Raw genomic sequence first — 18,207 nt, 5'->3', positions numbered from 1 at the left:
GGTTGGCGGAGATTTAAAAATTCTTGAGATTTATTCATCTTAATAAACCTCCATAATCAAACAAGTCGAGGTCGTAACATACGCTGTCCCACTGGTACAGTTGCCAGCATCAGTACCATCAGTAGGTGCAGTATCACCCCATGCCACGTAGATACAACTACGCTTATCTCCATCTTCATTCCCTGCACAGGTAATTTGATTCATTACCATACCCATATCTTGTGCTTTTTGAGACACCTGCTTAACATCGTAAGCAGCAAGTTCACTAATAGTACAATCCGTTGTGGCGCAGTCAGTGGTATCTTTGATTTGCTCTGCAGCAGTGCCTTTTAATAAGTCTTCATAGGTGTCTATCGCTCCACGATTAACCCGAATCCGTTCTGCCATATCTCGTGCAATATTAATCGCTTGCACCCGATAACCACTTTCTGCAGTGGCTTCTACTGCACGATATTGCAGCACAATAAAACCAAGCACACCAATAGCGAGCACGAGTAGCGCCACTAAGACTTCCATTAAGCCAACACCACGCTGATGCATATTTATTGTATTCATGAGCATGTCCCCTCAACCACACTGATTGTCCCCATGAGTGAAACATTAATTTCTTTAGAAATATTGCCACCGCTTTTATCGCAAACTACAAAGGGCTTGGCATCTATATTGGCAGCATGGTCTTTAACCGCACCGCTCAACTGAAAGGTAATACTGGTTGGCGAACCTGATTTTAAAATCGCCTCACCTTTAGGCAACCAATAACGTGTTGCTGCAGTATCTGCGGTTTGGTCGGTTTTGCTTAAATCAACAGTCACCTCTCTACGTTCTAATACAGCCATAGAGCGTGCTGCGTTCAAAGTAGCAACCAAATCTTGCGTACTTCTGTTAAGATTTTGTTTAAGTAGCAAATTCCCAAACGAAGGCGCAGCTAAAGTCGCGATAATCGCCAACACCGCAATGGTCACCATCAACTCAATTAAGGTGAACCCGTTTTCTTTTTTTCGCATACTCCCCCCAAGACACAGACTTTGCCCTATTAAAAATAATAGCGAACAACTTTACAAAACCCTCACACTTCAGGATAAAAGGCATAAAAAAACAGATAATTGCCAAAAAGCAATTATCTGTCAATTCTTAAAAAAATTCAGAATGTTAAGTCATTAACACTTTATGCTTGAGTTACAGGAATACGTAACTCTTTTGGCAAACTAAATGTAATATTTTCTTCGCGGCCATCAAGCTCTTGCGGTGCTTTTGCTCCCCAATCTTGTAGGCGCTGAATTACTTGTTTAATTAATATTTCAGGTGCAGATGCCCCTGCAGTTACACCAATTTTAGTGTGTTCATCAAACCACTCTTGTTGCAACTGATCTGCATTATCTACCAAATACGCATGCTTACCCATCCGTTCAGCCAATTCACGTAATCGGTTCGAGTTCGAAGAGTTCGGTGAACCCACAACCAGTACAACATCACATTGCTCGGCAAGATCACGTACGGCATCTTGGCGGTTTTGAGTAGCATAACAAATATCATCTTTACGCGGCCCCTGAATTTCAGGAAACTTCTGACGTAAGGCATCAATGACTTTTGCTGTGTCATCTATAGAAAGCGTTGTCTGAGTTACAAACGCTACTTTTTCAGGATGTACCACTTTTAGATCAGCAACATCTTGTTCATCTTCAACCAAATAAATCGAACCACCATTTTTGGTGTCATATTGGCCCATTGTCCCTTCAACCTCAGGGTGACCTTCATGACCAATCAAAATGGCTTCCACACCTTCACGTGCGTACTTGGTCACTTCTATATGCACCTTGGTCACCAAAGGGCAGGTCGCATCAAAAACTTTTAGCCCACGGCGTTCAGCTTCTTGTTGTACCGCTTTAGATACACCATGCGCACTGAAGATCACAATATTGTCATCAGGTACTTCATCCAGTTCATCCACAAATATCGCACCGCGTTGACGCAAGTCGTCCACCACAAATTTATTATGTACTACCTCATGACGCACATATATTGGGGGGTTAAAGCATTCCAGTGCACGGTTCACAATCGCGATGGCGCGATCAACACCTGCACAGAAACCGCGTGGATTAGCTAAAACAATTTCCATAGAATCCTCAATGCCCACTCAATTTTACGGGTATCACTTGAAATAAATGTAAACAATAGACGTCTGACTATTTTGTTTGGCGCGCGTCTGCTCTAAAATAGAGAAGATATTTTATCATATCAGGAAAAATATCATGTCGGGTCTCTTGTTTGTCGTTTCTGCTGCTTCGGGAACGGGCAAAACATCCCTCGTTAAAGCCCTGCTTGAACGTGTAAACAATTTACATGTCTCTGTTTCTCATACCACTCGTGGTCAGCGTCCTGGCGAATTAGACGGCGTACATTACCATTTTGCTAAAAAAGAAGACTTTCTATCTTTGGTGAATGAAGGTGGCTTCATTGAATATGCAGAAGTTTTTGGTAATTATTACGGTACTGCGCAGCGCACAGTAAAAGAACAATTGGCCAAAGGTCATGACGTTTTACTTGAAATTGACTGGCAAGGTGCTGAACAGGTTCGTAAACTTTTTCCTGAATCTAGACAAATTTTTATTCTTCCTCCGAGTCAATTTGATCTACGTCAACGTTTATCCAATCGTGGTACAGACTCTGTTGAAGTGATTGAACATCGTCTCAGCTGTGCCGTAGAAGATATGCAGCAATATGTTAATTTTGACTATGTCATTATTAATGATGACTTTAATAAAGCACTGCATGACTTAGAGTCTGTGATTATTGCCAATCGTCTTGTTTTAAAACAACAAGCCATGCGCCATGAAAAACTGATTGAGAAATTAATCACCCCTACGGAACAGTGATTAAAACTTGAGTCTATAGACAAAGCACCTTATACTGCACAGTCTGTTAAAAATTTATATTCAAACGAGAATTCTTATGGCACGCGTAACCGTTGAAGATTGTTTAGACCATGTAGACAACCGCTTTGAGCTTGTACTAGTGGCAAGCAAACGCGCGCGTCAATTGGCACGTCAAGGTATCGAACCTACTGTTGAGTGGGACAATGACAAACCAACCGTTGTTGCTCTTCGTGAAATCGCAGCGGGTCACGTTTCTAAAGACATTTTGAAACAACGTGAACAAGACTACCAAACTTCAAGTTTAGACCTTGCACTTTCTGCAAATAACCTAAACTTAGACGGTTTTTCTTTCCAATAAGATAAACCTGACCTTAAAAGCCTAGTTTTTAACTAGGCTTTTTTTATGGATTCTCTTTAATATTTTACTCAGAACAGTTATAACATAAGCTTAAGAAGTGCAAAGCAAGCGAAAAAGATTTTCATTTTTTTAAACTAAAAAATTGACAAGTCATGCAATATGCATTTCATTAAAGTATTAACCGTTTCATTTGTAAATCAGTAGTAAAAGGGTGTTCTATGCCAGGCCCAATGGTCAGCCAAGCCAAGCAACAGTTAAATGTGATAATCGACGCTTACCTTTCAGTAAGTGATGTCGAACGCGTGCTTGAAGCTTGCGACTATGCGGATATTGCCCATGATGGCATTACTCGTAAAAGTGGCGAACCCTATATCCTTCACCCGATTGCGGTGAGCTGTATTTTGGCGCATATGCGCCTTGATGCGGAAACTTTAATGGCCGCTTTACTGCATGATGTCATCGAAGATACTGAATTTACCAAACAAGATATTACTGAAAAATTTGGCCTGACCGTTGCTGAACTCGTCGACGGTGTCACCAAACTCAGCCATTCTAGTGATAAAGAATATAATAAAGCCGCATCCTTCCGTAAAATTCTGCAAGCCACCCTACAAGACCCACGTGTCATTATTATTAAACTAGCAGATCGTTATCACAATATGACCACACTAGGTGCTTTACGCCCTGACAAACGTGCTCGTATTGCCCAAGAAACCTTTGAAATTTTTGTGCCTATGGCACGCCTCGTCGGTATGAATGAAATGGCCGACAACCTTGAACATTTGTGTTATCAAAATCTAGATTTGGATATGTATAACAATGTTCAAGAAGCGTTATTGCAAACCAAACCGAAACGCTGCGAATACCAAACTAAGTGGGAAAACAACCTCACTACCCTACTTGAACAGCACCATATTTCAGGTCGAATTAAAAAGAAAAATAATAATATTGAATTACTTCGCCACTTTGTAAAAAACGATATCGATCTGCAAGAGCTCACCCATAGTCATGCCTTTGAAATTATTTTACAAAGCATTGCAGACTGTGACCGACTTGCAGACATCCTCAAAGAAAGCTTTAAAGTTTTAAATTACGCCGATCATATCCGTCGCCCACTCCCTGGTGGTAACCAGTCACTGATGATGCGCTTAAAAGGCGAAAAGACCATTTTATCGCTGACCATCCAAACGGAGCTGATGCGTAAAGCAGCGCGATTTGGTGTGGTCCTCGGTGAAAATGCACCGCAAGCTTGTCGTTCAGCGATCCAAGCCTCCATGCAAAATTTAAATGTGTTAGTCGATGGTGCATGCGCCAAGACCACATTTAGTGAATTACTCGATTATCTACATCAAGAAAAAATTTGGGTTTACACCCCACACGGTCATTTGCATGAACTCCCTCAGGGTGCCACAGCGGTTGATTTTGCTTATTCAGCAAGCTTATTTTTGGGCAACCATGCCGTTGGTGCAAAAATTAATGGTGAAACCAAACCCCTTTCAACACCATTATTGAGTGGTCAAGTGGTTGAAATCATCACCGATGTTCTTGCAACACCGAATCCTGACTGGCTGAGCTTTATTAACACCCAAAAAGCCCGTCGTGCATTACAAAATATCCTTCGTGACCAAGACCAAGATGAACAACGCTTAGTTGGTCAGCAAGCTTTAAATCGTGCATTAAAGCTCTTTAACCGTTCTGTGAGTGATTTAACATTAGCCGATTGGGAAAATGTGCTGAATTGGCGTCATTTAAATGATAAAGAACAATTGTTTGAACAGATTGCCGTGGGTGATTTACTGCCTCAATTGGTTGCCAATCATTTATATGCTCAAGATACTATTCAGACTTCAAATTCTGCACGCTTGATCTTGGGCACAGATGGTGTCGACGTTAAATATGCGCACTGCTGTAACCCGGTTTTAGGCGATCCAATTCAAGGTCATTTATCGCGTCGTGGTTTGATTGTGCACCGTTCACGTTGTCATAATTTATTGCATGAACAGCATTTACATCCTGAAAATATCATGCCTTTACACTGGACAACAGAAGACAGTGAAGACATTAGTTTTACAGCCTATTTATGCTTAAACATGCTGTTAAATGATGAGCAAATTTCAGAACTGATCTATCTATGCCGTAAAGAAAAAATAGGTGTAGAAACTGTCCGCTCACATGAAGAAAAAACCTATGTGAATATTGTTGTACATAACCGTAAACAAATTGCCGAAATTATCCGTAATTTAAGAATGCATTTTGGCTTCCCACGCATCAGTCGTTTGGCACAACCTGTTGCCATTGCTGAGCCTGCGAAAGTTGCCAGCTAACCTGACACAACGCATAATTATATGTGACGTGTCTGTGATGATAATAGGAGAAATAGATGTCCCGCCAGGTAATCCATACTGAAAATGCACCCGCTGCAATTGGTACTTACTCACAAGCCATTTTAGTGGGCGACACTTTGTATTTATCAGGTCAAATTGGCTTAGATCCATATAGCATGGAGCTGGTAGAAGGCATTGAAGCTCAAATTCGCCGTGTATTCGACAACTTAAAAGCGGTATGTGAAGCTGCAGGTGGTACGCTAGCAGATATCGCTAAGCTGAATATTTTCCTCACTGACCTTTCTAACTTCCAATTGGTCAACCAAATTATGGGCGAATACTTTGCTCAACCCTACCCTGCACGCGCAGCACTCGGTGTTGCTAGCCTTCCAAAAGGTGCACTAGTTGAAATGGATGGCGTGGTGATTATTAATCAATAATTTAGTAAACTCTGATTAAGCCTTTCGCGAAATATCTCATACTAAAAGATCAAAAGCCTTTCATGGAAATCTGAGCATCACTCGGATTTCCGCTTAAGTACATTTTTTTATTCAAAAACTCAATCACCTTAAAAGCATTTTTAAATGATTTTTATTGACAGACGATAATAATTATCAATAATATTACTTATCCCATTTATTCACTTGGTTTAATTTCATGTACGTTTGTTTGTGCCGTGGTATTACTGATCAAGACATTAAAGATGCAATTGCCAATGGCGCAGAAAGCTATCGTGAAGTTCGCGATATGCTCGATTTAGGCACCTGTTGTGGTCGCTGTGCTCCTGAAGCACGTATGATTATTAGTGATGAAGTTGCACAAATTGCTGCACGTATTGCTATAGCTGCGTAATCAACTTGAGATCGTTTTAAAAATTCTAACAACCATAATTATAAAATCAATGATCCTTGGATCATTCCTCCTCCCCCGCTTATGACTCTAGGCGGGTTTTTATTTTCCATTTGTACACATGCGATCTTTGTTTTGATTCTGATTTTCATTTGCTGTTCTATAAAAAACTCGCTAAATAGCTTATTGTTGTTTAAGATATTTCTAAGTAAGTATTAAATTTAAAGTTTTCACTTTAAGCATTGCAGTTAAGGAGTTTGACATGAAAGGCAATCGTGATGTAATTAATCAGTTAAATCAGGTGCTTTATCATCATTTAACTGCAATTAACCAATATTTTTTACATTCGCGTATGTTTAATGATTGGGGCATTGAGCAACTTGGTTCAGCAGAATATAAAGAATCAATCCGTCAAATGAAGCATGCCGATAAAATTATTGAGCGCATTCTATTTTTAGAAGGCTTACCCAATTTGCAGCACCTCGGTAAGCTGTATATTGGTCAACACACGGTTGAAGTACTGAATTGTGATGTGCGTAAAGTCAAAGAGAACATCGAAGCCATTCAAACTGCAGTTAAGCTAGCAGAAGAACAGTTAGATTATGTCACTCGAGATTTAGTTCAGGAAATTTTAGAGAAAGAAGAAGAATGGTTGGATTGGACAACCACTCAGCTTGATTTAGTTGAATCTGTTGGTGTGGAGAACTATATTCAGAGTCAGATTTAAACTTATTAAAAAAAGCCCGCGGATGCGGGTTTTTTTATCTTCAAAATTTACTTCCAAGGGCGAAGATCAACAATTTTAATAACTTCACCTGTTTCCTTATTCACCAAGACAGTCATATCTACAGCATTGGCTTTTAAGGGCACATATCCAGTCGCTTGAGGGTACTTCACTAATATCTTTTGTACTTGTTTCTGATCATTAAATTGCTCCAGTACATTTAGACTGATCGCTCGCTTTTTTATTTGTGGTAATGCTTTAGTAAATTCCACATAACGTTCAGGCTTTTGAGCAATCGAAATTCCACCTAATGCCTCAGCAAACATATCATTTTGACGTTGTAATTTATCTTTAGCAAATTCTACAGATACATATTGAGGGCTTAAAATTGAGGGCTTCTGATATAGAATTTTCGCTTGATTTAAATGCTCGGTAATTAGTTCATTTTTACGTACCAATTCAAAACGGTCTACATTATAAGCAATCCAAACTGGTCTACCTTGTTCAATACTAAACACCCCAAAGAACAAAGCCGCAAGTTGCAAAAATATGATCACACCTAGGTCAAATTTAAGCGTTTTTTTACCTTCTTTATAAACAAGCCAACCCAGCAATGGCCCAACAATGACATCAATCACCAGCATCATTAAAAAAACCTGGGTAACACCGACTGCACTTGCGAGCGGTAAAGGATACCAGATGAAAAAGACTAAGCCTACCATCAATAATGCAATGAAGAAAGAAATAGATAAATGGATTAGAAAAAATCTTAATTGGCTTATCATTATGACTATCTACACCTTAAATTAAAAAAGCAGCTACTAGAGCTGCTTTTTTAATGCTAATTAACGACAACTTGCAGGACGGTATTTTGCTTCTAAAGTTGTTTTAGCTGCTGCTGGACCAGTACCACAAGCCCAATTAACCTGACTGCCTGCATTCGCTGCAGTATTAAGAGCGAGAGCAGTTGTTCCATTTGCTCCCACAGGTGCAATCGCTAAATCTGCTTTTGCTGTTGGAACTACAGCAGGTTTATACTTAATAGTAATAACACCTGAAGCATCACTTACAATAGAAGCTACATTTTTATTCCCCGCTAAAGATGTAGCATCCATTGGTGAAGCGCCAATTAAGTCACAAGTTGCTTTATCTTTACATTCCATACTTGAAGGCCCTTTACTCTGAAAGCTTTCTGCAATTGCAGTTTTTAAACCACCTGATAAAGCTAGACCTTCAGAAACTTTCGCACGAATTGTGTAATCTTGATAAGCAGGAATTGCTACAGCAGCAAGAATACCGATAATTGCAACAACGATCATTAATTCGATAAGAGTAAAACCCTTTTGAACTGATTTCATAACATTCTCCACAAATGTTTTTTAATTTAATTATTTAATAAAGCTATGTAGCTTGTTTTATAAATAGCACAGAGCGTGCCAAGATTTATTATAGTGAAAATGACAGAAAAAACAGCACTTTAAAAAAATATTTTTATTTTTTGTAATCATTACGTCTCTTTTTGTGTTTAAAAGTGACGATTTGTGTCACTTTATCACCGTTTTTTAGCGCAGAATTATTGGCGCATTTGCGATTTCATTATTTCGATCTACAGACTTCCCTGCATAAAAGTGATCCATCACTTCACCGATCTCTTTTACACCAACCGTCAAAGCTAGTCGGTATTGTTTATTTTGCATATTTTGGATAATTCGCGCGCAAATAGCCTGCCACACTTGGGGATCGGTCGCCTGTCTCATTCCACGATCAATCACAATCTCCACCTGACGTTCACATAAGTTTAAATAAAGCAAAACACCACTATTAAACTCTGTATCCCATACACCCAGCTCAGCAAAGAGCTGTTCAGCACGTGCGCGGGTATTTTGATAATAGGCTTGGTTCGAAGGGATATGCCCTTCGATTACCACCTGTATTTCACCTACATGGCCATGTTCAGCTTCTGTCACCGCCTGAGCAATGGCCTGCTGATCTTGCTTATTAAAAAATCGGTTTGCTGCAGGCATATAAAAGAAGTGCTTCAACCAACGTTTAAAACTTGGTTGTTGTATTTCCTGTGTTTTAGGATAGGTGACAATTTCTGTTGTTTCTGTTTTCGTTACCATGAACCTGATGCTCCCCCACCGCCAAAGCTACCACCGCCTCCGCTATAGCCGCCGCCACCAAAGCCACCACCTCCGCTACGGCCACCACCGCCCCCACCACCGGCAAGGAACATTTGAAAAATGGTTTGAGCAATGGCAGTGATGAGTAGAAAGAAAATTGCCCCACCCATCAACAGACTTGTAAGGATTCCAGCACCATTGACCAAACCAGCAACGGTACCTGCAACAGCAGCAGTTGACGCACTTAAGCGCTTACCCACAATAAAGGATGCAAAAATACCAATCACCAAAATAATGAGAACCGTTGTAAACGTTTTCTCTTTGGCTTGTTGTTCGTGTAAGGCTTGTTCCTGACGCTCTTTTAACTCTTGGGCTGCCTGAGCTGCAACTTCAGGGTCTTGATTTAAAATACGTGTTATTTCCGTTAAGCCAGCATCTATGCCTTGAGCATACTGAGCTTGCTTAAAATACGGTGTGATTTGATTACGAATAATGCGACTAACGATGATATCGGGCATGATTCCTTCTAGCCCATAACCCGTCAGGATTTGAATTCTGTGATCATTCACAGCGATCGCTATCAATATCCCATTGTCACGTTTTGCTGAACCGAGTTGCCATTTTTCTGCAACACGCATGGCGTAATCAAAAATATCTTCTTGACCTGTGGTTGGCACAATCACGACACCAATTTGTGCCTTACCTTGTTCGTGTAACTGTAAAATTTTCTGACTAATGGCTTGCTTTTCAGCAGCCGAAAGTAAATTTGCCTGATCAACTACCGGTTCATTTAGCGTCGGCAAGCCACGAATCGACTCGCCATCTGCCATATCATTGGCGATATTCGGCTGCTGAATTTTGATTTCAGGCTGTGCTGTTGTTTCTTTTTGTGTAGCTGACTGCTGATCTTTTAATATTTTACCGACAACAACTGTTTCAGCATCTACATCTGTAGCGGTGGCAGTTTCTGCATGTGTGAAACCCACCACACTCAATAAGCATGCTAAAACCATGCGCTGCAGCCACAACAAACCTGTATGTTTTAGCTCAAAATCCACCATCAGCCCACCTCACAATGCAGTGATGCCAATTAATTAAAATCAACTTTCGGTGCAGTTTGTGCACTTTGCTCTGCGCTAAAGTTAGGCTTGGTATCCATACCGATAACTTTAGCTGTCATCACTTGCGGGAACTGGCGTGCATAGCCATTAAAGTCTTGTACCGTAGTAATGTAGCGATTACGTGCGACAGCGATCCTGTTTTCAGTGCCTTCAAGCTGTACCTGTAAATCACGGAATTGCTCATTGGCTTTTAAGTCTGGATAATTTTCCGAGACTGCAATTAAACGAGAAAGTGCGCTGGTCATCTGCGCTTGAGCTTCTTGATATTTTTGGAACAGTGCTGGATCTTCCAAAACTTCCTTATCCACTTTTAAGCCCGCAACATTGGCACGTGCTTGAGTCACTTCGGTCAGTACTTGTTCCTCATGTTTCGCGTAACCTTTAACCACATTGACAAGGTTAGGTACCAAATCTGCACGGCGTTGATATTGGTTTTGCACCTCAGACCATGCTGCTGTAACGGCCTCGTCTTTGACTTGTAATGTGTTATAGCCACAACCACTGAGGGTCAATATACTGACTAATGCGATTGCGAGCATGCTTTTTTTCATTGAATTCATAACCCTTAACCTCAAGTATTTATTTGTAATTGTTTAAATAAATTCATTCTAACCTTATTTTTCGAATGAATTATGTATTTTCTTTGTGATTAAACTGATCTACTCGAAAAATATTTAGCATTAAAAAAAGCCCACAACTCGGGCTTTTTTAACATTTTGAATTAACTATACAATTGAGATGTAATTTCAGTCTGAAAACTTTCCATTTGATATTCATCAGCAAGGTGTTCTTTCCAATATTTCACAATCTGACTGTAATCAATTTCGCTCGGATGGAATTCTGCTTTGTAATATGACAAATATTCTGGCGTCAATTGAATAAACATTTTTGCCAATAAATACGCCCCGAATATATTTCCACCAACCTTCGGCAAACTTTTTTTCTTATCCTGCATAAATAGCTTCGTTGCAGAATAAAACGTAAGACTTGCAAAACCCGTGGTCACACTGCGCATAATCATGCGGCGTATTTTGTCATCTCCATAGACATGTTGATATACATCAAATGCCACTGCGCGATGCTCAATTTCTTCAATCGCATGCCAAACCCAAAGTTTCACAGCATCATCATCTAAAGTACTGAGCACTTCAGGATGTCTTAAAATATAGCCGCCAAGTAAAGCAGTAAAATGTTCAAATGCACAGGTGACTGCCAACTGTATTTTTGGATGTAAGTTTTTTACATAGCTATCTTTACGTGCCAGCCATGCTTGGAAACGATCTAAATTATAGCTTTCACTGCGCCAAGCATCGTTAAATTCAGCATGGGCTTTGGAATGCATCGCTTCTTGCCCAATGAATGCCGCGATCTCAGCTTGTAATTTTTCATCACTGACTTTATCGCGTACATTACGCACGCTATGCACAAAGAATTGCTCACCAATGGGAAAGGTCGATGACAATGCCGTCAACAAATGCGACATCACCGGTGAGTTGGCAAAATAATGCCGGCGAATCGCTTTAGGATTGAATTGTGCTCGACGTACCGTAATGCCAATGGCTTTAGGACGATTTAGATATGTTTTTTGTGTCGTCACTTGCGTCATGGTCGCTTCCTAAAATTTAGATCATGATCGCAGTATGTAATTCCTAAGCTCTTTCACACATGGCAAAATGTGCTAGCACACTTGCATAATTCACCATTCTAAAGCGCTGTCTGACAACTTTTCAGCGTATTTATCTGCAAAAACCATTTACTTGTCATTTGAGGTAAATTCCAAAAAATAAAAACCCGCCGAAGCGAGTTTTTTGAATAAATCCAATGCAATCACTGGCATGTCATGACTTAAACATCTAAGTAGTCAAGAATACCTTCTGCAGCTTGGCGACCTTCCCAGATTGCGGTTACCACAAGGTCAGATCCACGGACCATATCACCGCCGGCAAAAATTTTCGGATTCGATGTTTGAAACTTAAATTCTTGCTGTTCAGCAGCAATGACGCGACCTGAACCATCCATACTAATGTTTGATGTAGTAAACCAATCTGCAGGGCTGGTACGGAAACCGAAGGCAAGCAATACTGCATCTGCTGGTAAAATTTCTTCTGAACCCGGAACTGGTTCAGGGCTACGACGACCGCGACTATCAGGTGCACCTAGCTGTGTAGTCACAACTTTAACACCCGTCACTTTGCCATTTTCACCCACAATTTCAATCGGCTGGCGATTAAATTGGAAATCCACACCTTCTTCACGCGCATTTTTCACTTCACGACGTGAACCCGGCATGTTTTCTTCGTCACGACGGTAGGCACAAACAACGGATTCGGCACCTTGACGGATCGAGGTACGGTTACAGTCCATCGCGGTATCACCACCACCGAGAACAATCACTTTTTTGCCTTCCATACTGATGTATTCAGATGGATCTTTTTCCCAACCTTGCGTACGGTTGACATTAGCAATCAAGAAATCCAGTGCATCATGCACACCAACAAGGTCTTCACCCGCGAAACCGCCCTTCATGTAGGTATAGGTTCCCATACCCATGAATACAGCGTCGTAATCAGCCAATAGCTGATCTATCGTCACATCTGTACCAATTTCGGTGTTTAGACGGAATTCAACACCCATGCCCGAGAAAATCTCACGGCGACGTTTCATTACGTCTTTTTCCATTTTGAATTCTGGAATACCAAATGTCAGCAAACCACCAATTTCAGGGCGTTTGTCGAATACAACTGGCTTCACACCATTACGTACAAGAATATCTGCACAGCCAAGGCCAGCAGGACCTGCACCAATAATCGCAACTTTTTTGTCTGTCCACTTAACGTGTGACATATCTGGACGCCAGCCCAATGCAAATGCCGTATCGTTAATGTATTTTTCAGCATTACCAATGGTAACTGCACCAAAGCCGTCATTTAGCGTACACGCGCCTTCACATAAACGGTCTTGCGGGCACACACGACCACAAACTTCAGGCAAGGTGTTGGTTTGATGACACAATTCTGCCGCTTGGAAAATGCGACCTTCTGCAATCAGTTTTAACCAGTTTGGAATGTAGTTATGTACTGGACATTTCCATTCACAATACGGGTTACCGCAACCTAAGCAGCGGTGTGTTTGGTTTTTTGCAACTTCAGCTGTAAACGGTTTATAGATTTCCACAAATTCTGCTTTGCGGACAACTAGATCTTTTTTCTCTGGATCTTGGCGTGCTACATCCAGGAACTGAAAGTCATTATTTAGGCGCTCTGCCATGTCTCTCTCCGTGGGTAGGTGTAAGCATGTTTGGACTTACACCTGCCTATCAAATCTGCAGTAGTGGAATTATTGTGGATCAGCTTGAGTTGTTTTCAACAAAGTCTGCAAATTAGCAGCTTTTGGTTTCACAAGCCAGAATTTGCGGCTATAGAAGTCAAACTCGTTGCGGATCTTATACGCCCAAGCACTACCTGTTTCTTTAATATGTTCATCTAAGATACGGCACAAGAACTCTTTGTGTTCTTCCATCGATTCTGTAGAGATACGGTTCAATTCAATCAGTTCGTGGTTGTAATGGTCAACAAAGTCATTGTCGAGGTCGAGCACATAAGCGAAACCGCCTGTCATACCCGCACCAAAGTTATGACCCACTTTACCCAATACAGTCACGATACCACCTGTCATGTATTCACAGCAGTGGTCGCCTGCACCTTCAATCACGGCAAACGCACCCGAGTTACGTACTGCAAAACGCTCGCCTGCTGTACCTGCAGCAAACAATTTACCGCCTGTTGCACCATATAAACAGGTGTTACCAATGATTGCAGTATTTTGCGTTTGGAATGGTGAACCTTTCGGTGGGAAGATCGAGATACGACCACCAGCCATACCTTTACCCACGTAGTCATTCGCATCACCCTCTAGGCTGATGTGTAAACCGCCGGCGTTCCAAACACCCAATGACTGACCTGCAGTCCCTGTTAATTTAACTTTAACAGGGTGCGCTTCCATACTGAGGTTGCCATAACGTTTTGCAATCTCACCCGAAATACGCGCGCCAATTGAACGGTCACAGTTACCGATAGTGAAGCTATATTCACCGCCTGTGCCTGCTTCAATCGCTGGCAGCATTTCAGCTACCATTTTCTCAGCCAATAAGCCTTTATCGAATGGTGCATTACCTTGTACTTCACAGTACTGTGCTTTGCCTTCAGCCGCAGGATGCGATTGGAGCAATGCGCTCAAATCAAGGTGTGCATGTTTTTCAGTTTCACCCGGAAGCATTTCCAGTAAATCTGTACGGCCAATCAAATCTTTCAAGCTTGCTACACCAAGCGCTGCCAGCCATTCACGTGTTTCTTCCGCAATAAAGTGGAAGAAGTTGATCAGCATTTCAGGCTCACCGATATAGTGTTCCTGACGTAAATGATCTTGTTGTGTTGCAACACCGGTCGCACAGTTGTTTAAGTGGCAAATACGTAGGTATTTACAACCCAATGCGATCATCGGTGTAGAACCGAAACCGAAACTTTCTGCCCCAAGAATCGCTGCTTTCACAACGTCTAGACCCGTTTTCAAGCCGCCATCAGTTTGTACACGGACCTTGCCACGCAGGTCATTCACACGAAGCGCCTGATGTGCCTCAGATAGACCAAGCTCCCATGGAGAACCTGCATGGTGAATTGAAGAAAGTGGAGAAGCCGCTGTACCGCCGTCATAACCAGAAATGGTAATGAAGTCTGCGTATGCTTTTGCTACACCTGCCGCAATCGTACCAACACCCGGCTCAGAAACCAGCTTAACGGACACCATCGCCTGTGGGTTAACCTGTTTTAAATCGAAAATTAACTGTGATAAATCTTCGATTGAGTAGATGTCGTGATGCGGCGGCGGAGAAATTAATGTCACACCCGGTACTGAGTAACGTAAACGTGCAATTAAGCCATTCACTTTACCGCCCGGCAACTGACCACCTTCACCTGGTTTTGCACCTTGTGCCACTTTAATTTGAAGGACTTCTGCAGAAGTTAGATATGCAGGGGTCACACCAAAACGGCCAGATGCAATTTGTTTGATTTTCGAGTTACGGATTGTGCCGTAACGCGCTGGATCTTCGCCGCCCTCACCTGAGTTCGAGCGACCACCAATGGTATTCATTGCGATTGCAATGGCTTCGTGCGCTTCAGGTGATAATGCACCTAAAGACATACCTGCAGAGTCAAAACGTGGCAGAATCTCTTCTACGGATTCAACTTGATCGAGTGCAATCGATTGATCTGTTTTCAGCTTGAATAAGTCACGAATCGTCGCGATTGGACGGTTATTCACTAGCTCTGCGTATTCTTTAAAGTCTGCATAATTACCAGAACGCACAGATTTATGCAGTGCATTGATCACGTCTGGGTTAAATGCGTGATATTCCTTACCGAATACAAACTTCAGCATACCGCCTTGATCGATTGGCTTACGTGATTTCCACGCCAAATCGGCCAATTTTTTCAAGTCATTTTCTAGGTCAGAGAATGTTGCGCCTTTAATACGGCTCGGTACGCCAGTAAAGCATTTTGCAACTACTTCATCAGAAAGACCGACCGCTTCAAACAACTGACCACCACGGTAAGAGGCAACAGTAGAAATACCCATCTTAGAAAGGACTTTCAATAAGCCTTTCTCAATGCCTTTACGGAAGTTCGCTTGCGCATGGATTGGGTCACCCAACAATTCGCCTTTCGCGATTAAGTCATTGATCACGTCATAAGCTAGGTACGGATAAATCGCAGTCGCACCGAAACCAAGAATCACCGCAAACTGGTGTGCATCACGTGCCAAACCAGTTTCGACAATGATGTTGGCATCGGTACGAAGACCCACATTGATTAAATAGTGGTGAACCGCACCAGTTGCCATCAATGCATTTGCAGGTAAAAAACCTTGACGGATTTTCTTATCAGACAATACAAGTAATGTTTTTCCATCGCGAATCGCTTGCGCAGATTCTTCACAAATACGCGCGATGGCAGCTTCTAAGCCTTCATCTTCTGCATAGTTCAGGTCGATGTCTGCAATCTCGTACCCTTTACGACCAAGGGTACGGATTTGATGCATTTTCGAATTTGACAGTACTGGGCTTGAAATGATCAGACGATCTGCATGCTCTGGACCTTGTTCAAATACATTTTGTTCACGGCCGAGACATGTCTCTAACGACATTACGATCGATTCACGTAATGGATCGATTGGCGGATTCGTAACCTGCGCGAACTGCTGACGGAAGTAGTCAGACACATGGCGCACTTGACGAGACAATACTGCCATTGGCGTATCATCACCCATTGAGCCCACGGCTTCCTGACCACTTTCAGCGATTGGACGAAGCAATTGGTCACGTTCTTCAAATGTCACCATGAACATTTTTTGTGAAGCTTTCAGGTCATCACCTTTTAAGCCTTGATCACATAAATATTCTTCTAGCTCTGGACTACCTTGCACACGTACTGAGTTTTCACGTAACCACTGACGGTACGGACGCATACGTTTGAGGTGATTACTCACATCTTGAGTATCGAGCATTTTTCCGGTAAAGGTATCTATCACCAAGATTTGACCCGGACCGACACGGCCTTTAGACACAACGTCTTCTGGTTCATAACCCCAAACACCAATTTCTGATGCCAATGTGATATAACCATTTTTGGTAATTACCCAACGTGCTGGACGTAAACCATTACGGTCAAGCATACAAATCGCATGACGACCATCTTGAATTACCAGACCTGCTGGACCATCCCATGCTTCCATATGCTTCGAGTTGAATTCGTAGAATGCACGTAAGTCCGCATCTAAAGTTTCAACGTTTTGCCACGCTGGTGGAACCAACATGCGTAGCGCACGGAACAAGTCCATACCGCCACCGACAAGGATTTCCAGCATATTATCTAAGCTTGAAGAATCCGAACCTGTACGGTTTACGATTGGATTCAGCTCAGTTAAACCCGGCAATAATGGGTTTTCAAATTTTGGTGTACGTGCCATCGCCCAGTTACGGTTGGCGGTAATGGTATTAATTTCACCATTGTGTGCTAAGTAACGGAACGGCTGAGCCAATGGCCAACGAGGCAAGGTATTAGTTGAGAAACGCTGATGGAATACAACAATGTGTGACTTTAAACGCTCATCAGCAAGATCGGTATAGAAATCAGCAATGGCTGCTGGCATCATCAAACCTTTATAGCTGATCACAGTTGAGCATAAAGTGGTTACATAGAAGTATGGGTCAGCAGTCAGCTGTTGTTCTGCACGACGACGTGCCATCACCAACTTACGGTTGAATTCAACCTCTGAAACACCCATTGGGCAATTCACGATAATTTGTTCAAATGCAGGCAATGACTGCATCGCGATTGAACCCAACGCATCGTTATTGGTTGGCACAACACGCCAAGCGATGACTTTACAACCTTCGTCTTCGATTTCTTTGGTCAAAATTTGTTTTGCATGTGCGGCTAATGCAGGGTCTAGGTTTAGAAATACCGTACCCACAGCAAAGATTTCACTCAATGTAATGTCACTGAGTTTTTTCGCTTCTTCACGGAAAAATTCTTTTGGCATAGCAAGGAGTAGACCACAGCCGTCACCGGTTTTACCATCTGCGGCAATACCACCACGGTGGGTCATACAACTTAAACTATGCATTGCGGTTTTGACGAGATCATGGCTTGCATCACCCTGCATATGGGCGATTAAACCGAAACCACAGTTATCTTTAAACTCATCCGGTTGGTATAAACCTTGAGCGGGAGCTACAGTATTAGGCGATGGCATGTGCATAGCGTACCCTTCTTTTC

General features: G+C 42.0%; 17 protein-coding genes. 6 read left to right on the top strand and 11 right to left on the bottom strand.

All coding sequences use genetic code 11. The annotated features are described in order from the left end of the window. Positions 1–39: 39 nt before the first annotated feature. From pilV to ispH, 3 genes are all read right to left on the bottom strand, one after another. On the bottom strand, positions 40–555 hold the full coding sequence (gene pilV, locus FTV38_RS04155) for a type IV pilus modification protein PilV (RefSeq protein WP_180021531.1): 516 nt from the start codon (positions 553–555) through the stop codon (positions 40–42). Further along, entirely contained in the window at positions 552–1,004 is a 453-nt protein-coding gene (locus tag FTV38_RS04150; RefSeq protein ID WP_180021529.1) for a GspH/FimT family pseudopilin, read from the bottom strand. The genes pilV and FTV38_RS04150 overlap by 4 nt, the downstream gene beginning before the upstream one ends. A gap of 161 nt (positions 1,005–1,165) precedes the next feature. After that, positions 1,166–2,116: a 4-hydroxy-3-methylbut-2-enyl diphosphate reductase gene (ispH, locus tag FTV38_RS04145; RefSeq protein ID WP_168378169.1), complete on the bottom strand. Its 951-nt coding sequence runs from the start codon at positions 2,114–2,116 to the stop codon at positions 1,166–1,168. A gap of 133 nt (positions 2,117–2,249) precedes the next feature. Here ispH and gmk point away from each other — a divergent pair, with 133 nt between their 5' ends. From gmk to bfr, 6 genes are all read left to right on the top strand, one after another. Then, the gene (gene gmk, locus FTV38_RS04140) at positions 2,250–2,873 is read left to right on the top strand and encodes a guanylate kinase (RefSeq protein WP_078189363.1); all 624 of its coding nucleotides are present in this window, start codon (positions 2,250–2,252) and stop codon (positions 2,871–2,873) included. Between the two features lie 76 nt (positions 2,874–2,949). Continuing rightward, positions 2,950–3,231, top strand: a complete 282-nt coding sequence (rpoZ, locus tag FTV38_RS04135; RefSeq protein WP_067762989.1) for a DNA-directed RNA polymerase subunit omega — start codon at positions 2,950–2,952, stop codon at positions 3,229–3,231. Between the two features lie 218 nt (positions 3,232–3,449). Then, on the top strand, positions 3,450–5,555 hold the full coding sequence (locus FTV38_RS04130) for a bifunctional (p)ppGpp synthetase/guanosine-3',5'-bis(diphosphate) 3'-pyrophosphohydrolase (RefSeq protein ID WP_180021527.1): 2,106 nt from the start codon (positions 3,450–3,452) through the stop codon (positions 5,553–5,555). Between the two features lie 56 nt (positions 5,556–5,611). Next, entirely contained in the window at positions 5,612–5,995 is a 384-nt protein-coding gene (locus tag FTV38_RS04125) for a RidA family protein (protein WP_078189365.1), read from the top strand. A 217-nt stretch (positions 5,996–6,212) separates the two neighbouring features. Further along, positions 6,213–6,407 (top strand): bacterioferritin-associated ferredoxin, encoded by a 195-nt coding sequence (locus FTV38_RS04120; protein ID WP_078192519.1) that lies wholly within the window; start codon positions 6,213–6,215, stop codon positions 6,405–6,407. Positions 6,408–6,666: 259 nt separating this feature from the next. Further along, positions 6,667–7,131, top strand: a complete 465-nt coding sequence (bfr, locus tag FTV38_RS04115; RefSeq protein ID WP_180021525.1) for a bacterioferritin — start codon at positions 6,667–6,669, stop codon at positions 7,129–7,131. 47 nt (positions 7,132–7,178) lie between these two features. Here bfr and tfpZ read toward each other — a convergent pair whose 3' ends face one another. The 8 genes from tfpZ to gltB all read right to left on the bottom strand — a co-directional run bounded on the left by tfpZ (position 7,179) and on the right by gltB (position 18,184). Further along, positions 7,179–7,913: a TfpX/TfpZ family type IV pilin accessory protein gene (gene tfpZ / locus FTV38_RS04110; RefSeq protein ID WP_180021524.1), complete on the bottom strand. Its 735-nt coding sequence runs from the start codon at positions 7,911–7,913 to the stop codon at positions 7,179–7,181. A 60-nt stretch (positions 7,914–7,973) separates the two neighbouring features. Continuing rightward, entirely contained in the window at positions 7,974–8,486 is a 513-nt protein-coding gene (locus tag FTV38_RS04105) for a pilin (RefSeq protein ID WP_180021522.1), read from the bottom strand. Positions 8,487–8,690: 204 nt separating this feature from the next. Continuing rightward, on the bottom strand, positions 8,691–9,251 hold the full coding sequence (locus tag FTV38_RS04100) for a TPM domain-containing protein (RefSeq protein ID WP_180021520.1): 561 nt from the start codon (positions 9,249–9,251) through the stop codon (positions 8,691–8,693). Beyond that, complete coding sequence (locus tag FTV38_RS04095) at positions 9,245–10,312, bottom strand: TPM domain-containing protein (protein WP_180021518.1); 1,068 nt, start codon at positions 10,310–10,312, stop codon at positions 9,245–9,247. The genes FTV38_RS04100 and FTV38_RS04095 overlap by 7 nt, the downstream gene beginning before the upstream one ends. A gap of 29 nt (positions 10,313–10,341) precedes the next feature. Continuing rightward, positions 10,342–10,932 (bottom strand): LemA family protein, encoded by a 591-nt coding sequence (locus tag FTV38_RS04090; RefSeq protein WP_180021516.1) that lies wholly within the window; start codon positions 10,930–10,932, stop codon positions 10,342–10,344. Between the two features lie 161 nt (positions 10,933–11,093). After that, positions 11,094–11,978 carry a metal-dependent hydrolase gene (locus FTV38_RS04085; protein WP_180021514.1) on the bottom strand — a complete coding sequence of 295 codons (885 nt, stop codon included), beginning with the start codon at positions 11,976–11,978 and terminating at the stop codon, positions 11,094–11,096. A gap of 239 nt (positions 11,979–12,217) precedes the next feature. Continuing rightward, complete coding sequence (locus tag FTV38_RS04080) at positions 12,218–13,639, bottom strand: FAD-dependent oxidoreductase (RefSeq protein WP_078189374.1); 1,422 nt, start codon at positions 13,637–13,639, stop codon at positions 12,218–12,220. Positions 13,640–13,708: 69 nt separating this feature from the next. Then, a complete protein-coding gene (gene gltB / locus FTV38_RS04075) occupies positions 13,709–18,184 on the bottom strand; it encodes a glutamate synthase large subunit (RefSeq protein WP_180021664.1) in 4,476 nt (1,491 codons plus the stop codon). Positions 18,185–18,207: the final 23 nt, after the last annotated feature.

The sequence above is a fragment of the Acinetobacter sp. YH16044 genome (genome assembly GCF_013417145.1).
Lineage (GTDB): Bacteria > Pseudomonadota > Gammaproteobacteria > Pseudomonadales > Moraxellaceae > Acinetobacter > Acinetobacter amyesii.
This window is presented reverse-complemented; position numbering and strand designations above follow the sequence as displayed.

Excerpts from the sequence above, each read along its gene's own strand:
- pilV (WP_180021531.1), bottom strand. The coding sequence starts at position 555 with ATGAATACAATAAATATGCATCAGCGTGGTGTTGGCTTAATGGAAGTC.
- FTV38_RS04150 (WP_180021529.1), bottom strand. The coding sequence starts at position 1,004 with ATGCGAAAAAAAGAAAACGGGTTCACCTTAATTGAGTTGATGGTGACC.
- ispH (WP_168378169.1), bottom strand. The coding sequence starts at position 2,116 with ATGGAAATTGTTTTAGCTAATCCACGCGGTTTCTGTGCAGGTGTTGAT.
- gmk (WP_078189363.1), top strand. The coding sequence starts at position 2,250 with ATGTCGGGTCTCTTGTTTGTCGTTTCTGCTGCTTCGGGAACGGGCAAA.
- rpoZ (WP_067762989.1), top strand. The coding sequence starts at position 2,950 with ATGGCACGCGTAACCGTTGAAGATTGTTTAGACCATGTAGACAACCGC.
- FTV38_RS04130 (WP_180021527.1), top strand. The coding sequence starts at position 3,450 with ATGCCAGGCCCAATGGTCAGCCAAGCCAAGCAACAGTTAAATGTGATA.
- FTV38_RS04125 (WP_078189365.1), top strand. The coding sequence starts at position 5,612 with ATGTCCCGCCAGGTAATCCATACTGAAAATGCACCCGCTGCAATTGGT.
- FTV38_RS04120 (WP_078192519.1), top strand. The coding sequence starts at position 6,213 with ATGTACGTTTGTTTGTGCCGTGGTATTACTGATCAAGACATTAAAGAT.
- bfr (WP_180021525.1), top strand. The coding sequence starts at position 6,667 with ATGAAAGGCAATCGTGATGTAATTAATCAGTTAAATCAGGTGCTTTAT.
- tfpZ (WP_180021524.1), bottom strand. The coding sequence starts at position 7,913 with ATGATAAGCCAATTAAGATTTTTTCTAATCCATTTATCTATTTCTTTC.
- FTV38_RS04105 (WP_180021522.1), bottom strand. The coding sequence starts at position 8,486 with ATGAAATCAGTTCAAAAGGGTTTTACTCTTATCGAATTAATGATCGTT.
- FTV38_RS04100 (WP_180021520.1), bottom strand. The coding sequence starts at position 9,251 with ATGGTAACGAAAACAGAAACAACAGAAATTGTCACCTATCCTAAAACA.
- FTV38_RS04095 (WP_180021518.1), bottom strand. The coding sequence starts at position 10,312 with ATGGTGGATTTTGAGCTAAAACATACAGGTTTGTTGTGGCTGCAGCGC.
- FTV38_RS04090 (WP_180021516.1), bottom strand. The coding sequence starts at position 10,932 with ATGAATTCAATGAAAAAAAGCATGCTCGCAATCGCATTAGTCAGTATA.
- FTV38_RS04085 (WP_180021514.1), bottom strand. The coding sequence starts at position 11,978 with ATGACGCAAGTGACGACACAAAAAACATATCTAAATCGTCCTAAAGCC.
- FTV38_RS04080 (WP_078189374.1), bottom strand. The coding sequence starts at position 13,639 with ATGGCAGAGCGCCTAAATAATGACTTTCAGTTCCTGGATGTAGCACGC.
- gltB (WP_180021664.1), bottom strand. The coding sequence starts at position 18,184 with ATGCCATCGCCTAATACTGTAGCTCCCGCTCAAGGTTTATACCAACCG.